Origin of the sequence: Pseudomonas sp. RIT-PI-q (genome assembly GCF_001297125.1) — a bacterium.
GTDB lineage: Bacteria > Pseudomonadota > Gammaproteobacteria > Pseudomonadales > Pseudomonadaceae > Aquipseudomonas.
On record NZ_LHPC01000018.1, the window covers coordinates 75,964 to 83,969 of the forward strand.

Genomic DNA, 8,006 nt, shown 5'->3' on the forward strand with positions numbered 1-8,006 from the left:
TGGCGAACCGGGTCGACCCCGACTCACAGCCAACACCTCATCCATTCGCGAGTTCGCCCTATGTTCGACTCTCTCTCCATCCGCCTGAAAATAGTCCTGTTATCCGGTCTGTGCCTGCTTGGTGTGGTCGCATTGATCGTCGGCATGAACTTCTACCAGACCAATCAGAACGATGAACTGGTCAGCGCGTCCAGCAGCAAGATGCTCACCGACAGTGTGCAGGACCTGCTCCAGGCCAAGGCTGCCGAGCAAGCCGTGCGGGTGCAGAAGACCTTTGGTGAAAGTCTGCTGGTGATCACCGCGCTGGCCGATCAGATCAAGGACATGCGCACCCTGGCCGCCAAGCGTTCGCTTGAGGCCGGCGCCCTGCGTGAAGAGTTGAACCAGAGCCTGAAAACCGCCTTCGAGCGCAACAGCAAAGTGCTGGGGATCTGGCTGGCGTTCGAGCCCAATGGTCTGGACGGCAAGGACAGTGAGTTCGCCAATGATGCGGCGCGCCAGTCCAACGAAGCCGGACGCTTCGCCAGTTACTGGAGCCGTGCCGGCGGTGCCGGGATCAACACGATCATGGTCGAAGACGACATGACCAAAACCACCCTGAGCCTCAGCGGCACACCTTACAACAGCTGGTACACCTGCCCCCGCGACAGCAAGCGCACCTGCCTTTTGGACCCGTATGCCGACACCGTCGCCGGCAAGGAAATGTTGATGACGACCATTTCCGTACCGCTGCTGGTGGATGGCAAATCCATCGGCGTGGTTGGCGTGGACATCGCCCTCGACGCCCTGCAAGCGGCGGCGGTCGACTCCCAGCGCGACTTGTTCAACGGCGCCGGGCACATGCTGATTGTCTCTGGCAGTGGCGTGCTCGCCGGTTACAGTGTCGACGCGAGCAAAGTCGGCAAAAGCATCGCTGACACCCTGGGCGCCGACGGCAAGGACGTCCTGCAATTGCTCAGCGCCGGCACGCCGAAGATCCTCGAACAAGGCGACTTGATCCGCGCGGTTTACCCGGTCAGCCCGATTGCCGACTCCAAAGCCTGGGGCGTGGTGATCGACCTGCCGAAACAAGTGCTGCTGGCCGACTCGGTCAAACTGCAAACCGTACTCGATGACGCCCAGCAAAGCGGCACGATCAAGGCTGTGTTGGTGGCGGTGATTGCCGGCCTGGTTGGCCTGCTACTGATCTGGCTGACCGCCTCCGGCGTGACCCGACCGATCAACAGCGTGGCCGAAATGCTCAAGGCGATTGCCAGTGGCGACGGCGACCTGACCCAACGTTTGCACTACAGCAAGAAAGACGAACTGGGCGAACTGGTCAGCTGGTTCAACCGCTTCCTCGACAAGCTGCAACCGACCATCGCGCAGATCAAGCAAAGCATCACCGACGCCCGCGGCACCGCCGACCAGTCTTCGGAAATCGCCCGCCAGACCAGCGAAGGCATGCAGGTGCAGTTCCGCGAAATCGACCAGGTCGCCACCGCCTCCAACGAAATGAGCGCCACTGCCCACGACGTTGCCAACAGTGCCTCGAACGCGGCCAATGCCGCCAAGGGTGCCGACCAGTCGGCCCGCGATGGCATGTCGATCATCGAGCGCAGCACCCGCGACATCAATCAACTGGCCGACGAAGTCAGCAAAGCCGTGACCGAAGTCGAAGCGCTGGCGGTCAACAGCGAGCAGATCGGTTCGGTACTGGAAGTGATCCGCAGCATCGCCGAGCAGACCAACCTGCTGGCGCTCAACGCCGCGATCGAAGCGGCTCGTGCCGGTGAGAGCGGTCGCGGGTTTGCGGTGGTCGCCGATGAAGTGCGCAACCTGGCTAAACGCACACAGGACTCGGTGGAAGAAATTCGCATCGTGATCGAACGCATCCAGACCGGCACCCGTGGCGTGGTCGCGACCATGCATTCGAGCCAGACCCAAGCCCACAGCAACGCCGGGCAGATCCAGCAAGCGGTCCAGGCCCTGAGCAAAATCAGCGACGCGGTCACCGTAATCAGCGACATGAACCTGCAAATCGCCAGCGCCGCCGAACAGCAAAGCGCCGTGGCCGAAGAGGTCAACCGCAACGTCTCGGCGATTCGCACCGTCACTGAAACCCTGACTGGCCAGGCCACCGAATCAGCGCAGATCTGCAGCCACCTCAACTCCCTGACCACCCAGCAAATGAAACTGATGGATCAGTTTCGGGTGTAGCAACCCATCACAATTCCCTGTGGGAGCTGGCTTGCCTGCTCCCACAGGGTCATATGTTCGGCCAGCATTTGGCGTTTTCATCTGACCAAGCCGTTTTTTGATCTATGATCGAGCCCTCATTCCGGAGGGCCTTCGATGACTGGTTTACTCACGTCCATTCAAGCCGCACTCGGCTTGCCCAACACCCCAATTCCGTTCACCGCGGACGGCGCCCTGCCCTCGGCGTTTGCCGTCACTGACCTGGCCTGCGCCAGCATTGCCGCCGCCGGCCAGGCCATCAGTGAATTGCTCAATCAACAAACCGCTCGCTTGCCCAACCTTGAAGTGGACCGCCGTCTGGCTTCGTTCTGGTTCGCCACTTCGATCCGCCCGGTCGGCTGGAGCGTACCGCCGCTGTGGGACCCGATCGCGGGTGACTACGCGACCAAGGACGGCTGGATTCGCCTGCACACCAACGCCCCGCACCACCGGGCCGCCGCCGAAACGGTGCTCGGCGCCTGTGCCGACCGCCCGGCGATGGCGAGCAAAGTGGCGCAATGGGCAAAGAGCGATCTGGAACAAGCCGTGGTCGATGCCGGCGGTTGCGCCGCCGAGATGCGCAGCTGGCAACAATGGCAAGCCCACCCCCAAGGTCAGGCGGTCAACGCCGAACCGCTGATTCAATTCGCCGCCAACAGCAGCCAGAATGCCAAACCGTGGCAGGGTTCGGTGGCGCAACCATTGGCCGGGATCAAGGTGCTGGATTTGACCCGCGTACTGGCCGGCCCTGTCGCCAGCCGCTTCCTCGCCGGGCTTGGCGCCGACGTTTTGCGTATCGACCCACCGACCTGGAACGAACCGGGCGTGGTGCCTGAAGTCACACTGGGTAAACGTTGCGCACGCCTGGACCTTCACGACAAGGCCGATCGCGTCCTGTTCGAAAGCCTGCTCAAGGACGCCGACATTTTGCTCCACGGCTACCGCGCCGATGCACTCGAGCGCCTGGGTTACGGTGTAGCCGATCGCCAGCAAATGGCCCCCGGCCTGATCGACGTCTGCCTGAACGCCTATGGTTGGAGCGGCCCCTGGCAGAATCGCCGTGGGTTCGACAGCCTGGTGCAAATGAGCAGCGGGATTGCCGAAGCCGGCCTGCAGTGGAAGCACGCGGATAAACCGACACCCTTGCCGTTACAAGCGCTGGATCACGCCACCGGGTATTTGATGGCGGCCAGTGCGATCAAGTTGTTGGCTGAGCGGCTGGGCAGTGGACGTGGTGGATCGGCACGGTTGTCACTGGCGCGGACGGCGAAGTTGCTGATTGAAAACGGGCCCGGAACCAGCGATCCGTTGCGTGCAGAGGATGACAACGATCAAGGGCTGTTGGTTGAGCAAACGCCCTGGGGACCGGCCCATCGGTTGCAGGTGCCGTTAAAAATCACCGGGACGCCATTGCAGTGGGCGATTCCTGCAGGGGAATTGGGTTCGCATCGCGCGCAGTGGTGGTGACGCTTATGGCCGCATCGCGGGCAAGCCCGCTCCCACAGTTGATTGATGTCGCACACATAATTTGTGATCGATAAAAGATTCCTGTGGGAGCGGGCTTGCCCGCGATGGGGCGAGAACAGTCAGCACAAAGTCAGGATCAGCATCAGTCCGACCGGCTCAAAGAAGTCCAAAGCAGCTGCGCCGCATACCCCCGCCAAGGCCGCCAGACCTCAGCCCGTTGCAACAATTCCCGCGCCGACACCGGCCTCCCTTCAAGCGCCACCAGCGCATTGATCAATCCCACATCCCCGCTTGGAAACGCATCCAACTCCCGCAACTGCCGCAAGGCAATGTACTGCGACGTCCAGTCACCAATCCCGTGTAATGCCCGCAACCGGGCAATCCCCCCTTCGCGACCCGGTTCAAATAACAGCGGATCATCAAGCAGCGCCTGAGCCACGCCCGACAGCGTCCGCCCACGGCTTTTCGGCATCCCCAACGTCGCCAGATCCGCAGCAGCCAACACGCCCGCCTGAGGGAACACATGGGTCAATCCATGCCGTGACGAACCCAGCGGCTCGCCATACCTGGCCACCAGTTTCCCCGCCAGTTTGATCGCCGCGGCCACGCTGATCTGCTGCCCCAACACCGCACGAATCGCCAACTCCAGGCCGTCCCACGCCCCCGGCACCCGCAGCCCCGGATGCTCGGCGATCAACCGCGCCATCAATGGATCAACCGCCAACTGGCGATGCATCGTTGGCAGATCCGCGTCCAGGTCAAACATCCGCCGCAACCGCGCGACGATCTCGGGTACGGCGGCAGAGTCTGGAAAATCCAGCGTCAGCTCAAGCGCATCCGCCGCCCCAGGCTTGATCGAAAGCGTGCCGTGAACGCCGTTCAATGCGATGCTGCGCGAGTACACGCCGTCGACCACCCCTTCCATCCCGGCAATCGCCCGCGCCGACAAGAATCCCAGCATCGCTGGCCAGTCGTAGGGCGCAGAATACTCAAGCAACCATCTCATAGCCTCTCCACTGTTCAGTGCAACCACGGCCGCGCAACCGTATGAGCGACCAATAAAAGAAACTCTGAGGCCGGCCTTAGGTCTGCCTTGGTTCAATGCCTTTTTGAAGGAGCGACGCCAATGGCTACATTTGAGCCCGGTCACCTGCACATCGAGCGCCACGCGCTGAACGAGGATGACTACAGTTTCAATCTGAGCATCGAGTATGCAGTCAGCCAGGATCCCGAAGCAGGCATGCTCTTCAAGTTGCATGGCACGGTTGAAGACAAGGAACTGAATGAAGAATTCTTCCTGCCCAAGGATCAGGCCTTCGACTTCGCCCGCCATGCCACGCGCATCGCGCAAAATTACGGCCTGCCCAAGAATGCCAGCATCACGTCAGTACACAAGGAATACGACCTGATGTTTGAAGATATCCGGGCGCAGCTCGACGTCAAATCCGGCGACCCGGTCAAACCCGAACACCTGGAATAATACAAATCGTCGAAGGCCCCCATAACCTGTAGGAGCGAGGCTTGCCCGCGAAGCTTCTGGCAATCTTGATAGCCACTTCGAGAGCAAGCCTCGCTCCTACAATTTGCATGCGCATTTCACCTAACACCCCGCCCCAAGGCATACTTGCCACCCTTCGCACGTCAGAACCAAAAACCGCCCCATGCGTATCCACGTCAGCTTCATCGACCGCGTCGGTATTACCCAGGAAGTCCTGGCCTTGCTCGGTGGGCGCAATCTCAATCTGGATGCGGTGGAAATGGTCCCGCCCAACGTCTACATCGACGCCCCGACCCTGAGTCCGGAAGTCCTCGAAGAGTTGCGCGATGCACTGTTCAGCGTGCGCGGCGTGCAAGCGGTGACGGTGGTCGACATCCTCCCGGGCCAGCGCCGTCACTTGCAGCTCGACGCGTTGCTTGCGGCCATGACCGACCCGGTGCTGGCCCTCGACAGCGCCGGCAAAGTGTTGCTGGCCAACCCGGCATTGATCGCTCTGTACGGCCGCGAACCGGCCGGTGAAAGCGTCGCCGAACTATTTGCCGACCCGGCCCTGCTCGACGCCCTGCTTGAACAAGGCTTCCGGCTGCCGCTGCGGGAAATCACCGTCAACGGCCAGACGTTGCTGCTGGACGCCACGCCGATCACTGATGCTGGCGCGCTGCTGACCCTGTATCAACCGAACCGCATCGGCGAACGCCTCTCGGCGCTGCACCACGACCATGCCGAAGGCTTCGATGCGCTGCTCGGTGAGTCCCCGGTGATCCGCACCCTCAAGGCCCGTGCTCAACGCGTCGCGGCGCTCGATGCGCCGTTGTTGATCCAGGGTGAAACCGGCACTGGCAAAGAACTGGTGGCCCGTGCCTGTCACGCCATCAGTGCTCGGTGCAGTTCACCGTTCCTCGCGCTGAACTGCGCGGCATTGCCGGAGAACCTCGCCGAAAGCGAGCTGTTCGGCTATGCCCCTGGCGCCTTCACCGGCGCACAGCGGGGCGGCAAACCGGGGCTGATGGAACTGGCCAACCAGGGCACGGTGTTTCTCGATGAAATCGGCGAGATGTCGCCGTACTTGCAGGCGAAATTACTGCGTTTCCTAAACGACGGCAGCTTCCGCCGGGTGGGCGGCGATCGCGAGGGGAAGGTTAACGTGCGAATCCTCTGCGCCACGCACCGCGCCCTGGAAAAAATGGTCAGCGAAGGTTCATTCCGCGAAGACTTGTTCTATCGCCTCACCGCCCTCAACGTCGAAGGCCCGCCACTGCGCGAACGCGGCCAGGACATTCTGCTACTGGCGCGCTATTTCATGCAGCAGGCCTGCGCGCAGATCCAGCGCCCGGTCTGTCGCCTTGCACCGGGGACTTACCCGGCGCTGCTGGGCAATCGCTGGCCGGGCAACGTGCGGCAACTGCAAAACGTAATCTTCCGCGCGGCGGCCATTTGCGAAAGCACCCTGGTCGACATTGGCGACCTCGACATCGCCGGCACCTCCGTGGCGCGCCAGAGCGACAGCGAAGTCGACAGCCTGGAACAGGCCATGGAAGAGTTCGAGAAACCCCTGCTGGAAAAACTCCACGACAGCCCCCCCCCCCCCCGCCAACGGCCCAACCGCCTGCAAACCTCGCACACCGCGATTGCCCACCGGTGGCGCAAGTACGGCATTCCCAACAAGCCGTAAGGCTGAAAACAGAATCTCATTACCGACACAAAACCTGTGGGAGCGGGCTTGCCCGCGATGGCGATCTAACATTCGACTTCGATGTTGAAGGTGATGGCCTCATCGCGGGCAAGCCCGCTCCCACAGGTTTTACGTCAGGCCAGAAGGCTCTTCAAAAGCGACCTCCATCTGTACTGAAAGCGCTACAGTGGAATGATATCGCTACACCCTCCCCCGACCGCCACTGTGCAAGGCTTTGATCCCCTTAGGCTTTTTTCCTGGCTCTGAGCTGTAGCGATTTCGCTACAGCCAGCAAATCCTTACACATTGAATTAATGCATAAGTTATTGATTTACAAAGAATAAAAAACATTGGCCGCGATTTTGCTTAGTAACCCACCATAAATCAGGGCTTTTGCCTAAAGCATTCAATAGCGTCCACCAGACGAGTCTGGCCCCCTTAGGAGTTTCCATGAGCGAGTTGCGTTTTACTGAAGATCACGAATGGCTGCGTACCGAAGCTGACGGCACCGTCACAGTCGGCATCACCGCTTTCGCACAGAACGCCCTGGGCGACGTGGTTTTCGTACACCTGCCTGAGCCGCAGTCCTACGACAAAGGCGCTGAAGCCGCCACCGGGGAATCGGTGAAAGCCGCCAGCGGCGTGTACATGCCGTTGGATGGCGAAGGGCTGGAAGTGAACCCGGCACTCGACAGCAGCCCTGAACTGGTCAACGAAGATCCGCTGGGGGAAGGCTGGTTCTTCCGCTTCCAGCCAACCGACGCTTCGGCTGTCGCCAAACTGCTGGATCAGGACGCTTACGACCGCCTGATCAAAGCCAACGCCGAAGCCTGAGGAGCGCTGACATGACTCAAGTAACCCTTACGACCGCCAACGAATTCATCGCCCGCCACATCGGCCCGCGCGCTGGCGACGAACAAGCCATGCTCAACAGCCTCGGCTTCGACTCGCTGGAAGCCCTGAGCGCCAGCGTCATCCCCGACAGCATCAAGGGCACCAGCGTCCTCGGCCTGGAAGACGGCCTCAGCGAAGCCGATGCCCTGGCACTGATCAAGTCCATCGCCGGCAAAAACCAGCTGTTCAAGACCTACATCGGCCAGGGTTACTACGGCACGCACACGCCGTCGCCGATCCTGCGCAACCTGCTGGAAA

At 61.3% G+C, this 8,006-nt stretch carries 6 protein-coding genes and 2 pseudogenes; 7 read left to right on the forward strand and 1 reads right to left on the reverse strand.

Going from position 1 to position 8,006, the window contains the following annotated elements:
• Window positions 1–324: 324 nt before the first annotated feature.
• The 3 genes and pseudogenes from AEQ67_RS36660 to AEQ67_RS06090 form a co-directional block, all read left to right on the forward strand.
• Window positions 325–1,341, forward strand: a pseudogene (locus tag AEQ67_RS36660) (PDC sensor domain-containing protein); the annotation flags it as partial.
• Between the two features lie 102 nt (window positions 1,342–1,443).
• Complete coding sequence (locus AEQ67_RS36665) at window positions 1,444–2,199, forward strand: methyl-accepting chemotaxis protein (protein WP_442965630.1); 756 nt, start codon at window positions 1,444–1,446, stop codon at window positions 2,197–2,199.
• Window positions 2,200–2,334: 135 nt separating this feature from the next.
• Complete coding sequence (locus AEQ67_RS06090; RefSeq protein WP_059403003.1) at window positions 2,335–3,684, forward strand: CoA transferase; 1,350 nt, start codon at window positions 2,335–2,337, stop codon at window positions 3,682–3,684.
• Window positions 3,685–3,826: 142 nt separating this feature from the next.
• On the opposite strand, the gene AEQ67_RS06095 is transcribed toward AEQ67_RS06090, so the two are convergent.
• Entirely contained in the window at window positions 3,827–4,690 is an 864-nt protein-coding gene (locus AEQ67_RS06095) for a DNA-3-methyladenine glycosylase family protein (protein ID WP_059403004.1), read from the reverse strand.
• A gap of 120 nt (window positions 4,691–4,810) precedes the next feature.
• Here AEQ67_RS06095 and AEQ67_RS06100 point away from each other — a divergent pair, with 120 nt between their 5' ends.
• The 4 genes and pseudogenes from AEQ67_RS06100 to AEQ67_RS06115 all read left to right on the forward strand — a co-directional run.
• Window positions 4,811–5,164 carry a DUF5064 family protein gene (locus tag AEQ67_RS06100; RefSeq protein WP_059403005.1) on the forward strand — a complete coding sequence of 118 codons (354 nt, stop codon included), beginning with the start codon at window positions 4,811–4,813 and terminating at the stop codon, window positions 5,162–5,164.
• A gap of 181 nt (window positions 5,165–5,345) precedes the next feature.
• The gene (locus tag AEQ67_RS06105) at window positions 5,346–6,854 is read left to right on the forward strand and encodes a sigma-54-dependent transcriptional regulator (protein WP_059403006.1); all 1,509 of its coding nucleotides are present in this window, start codon (window positions 5,346–5,348) and stop codon (window positions 6,852–6,854) included.
• A gap of 450 nt (window positions 6,855–7,304) precedes the next feature.
• Window positions 7,305–7,688 carry a glycine cleavage system protein GcvH gene (gcvH, locus tag AEQ67_RS06110; protein WP_059403007.1) on the forward strand — a complete coding sequence of 128 codons (384 nt, stop codon included), beginning with the start codon at window positions 7,305–7,307 and terminating at the stop codon, window positions 7,686–7,688.
• Window positions 7,689–7,699: 11 nt separating this feature from the next.
• A pseudogene (locus AEQ67_RS06115) lies at window positions 7,700–8,006 on the forward strand (glycine dehydrogenase (aminomethyl-transferring)); the annotation flags it as partial.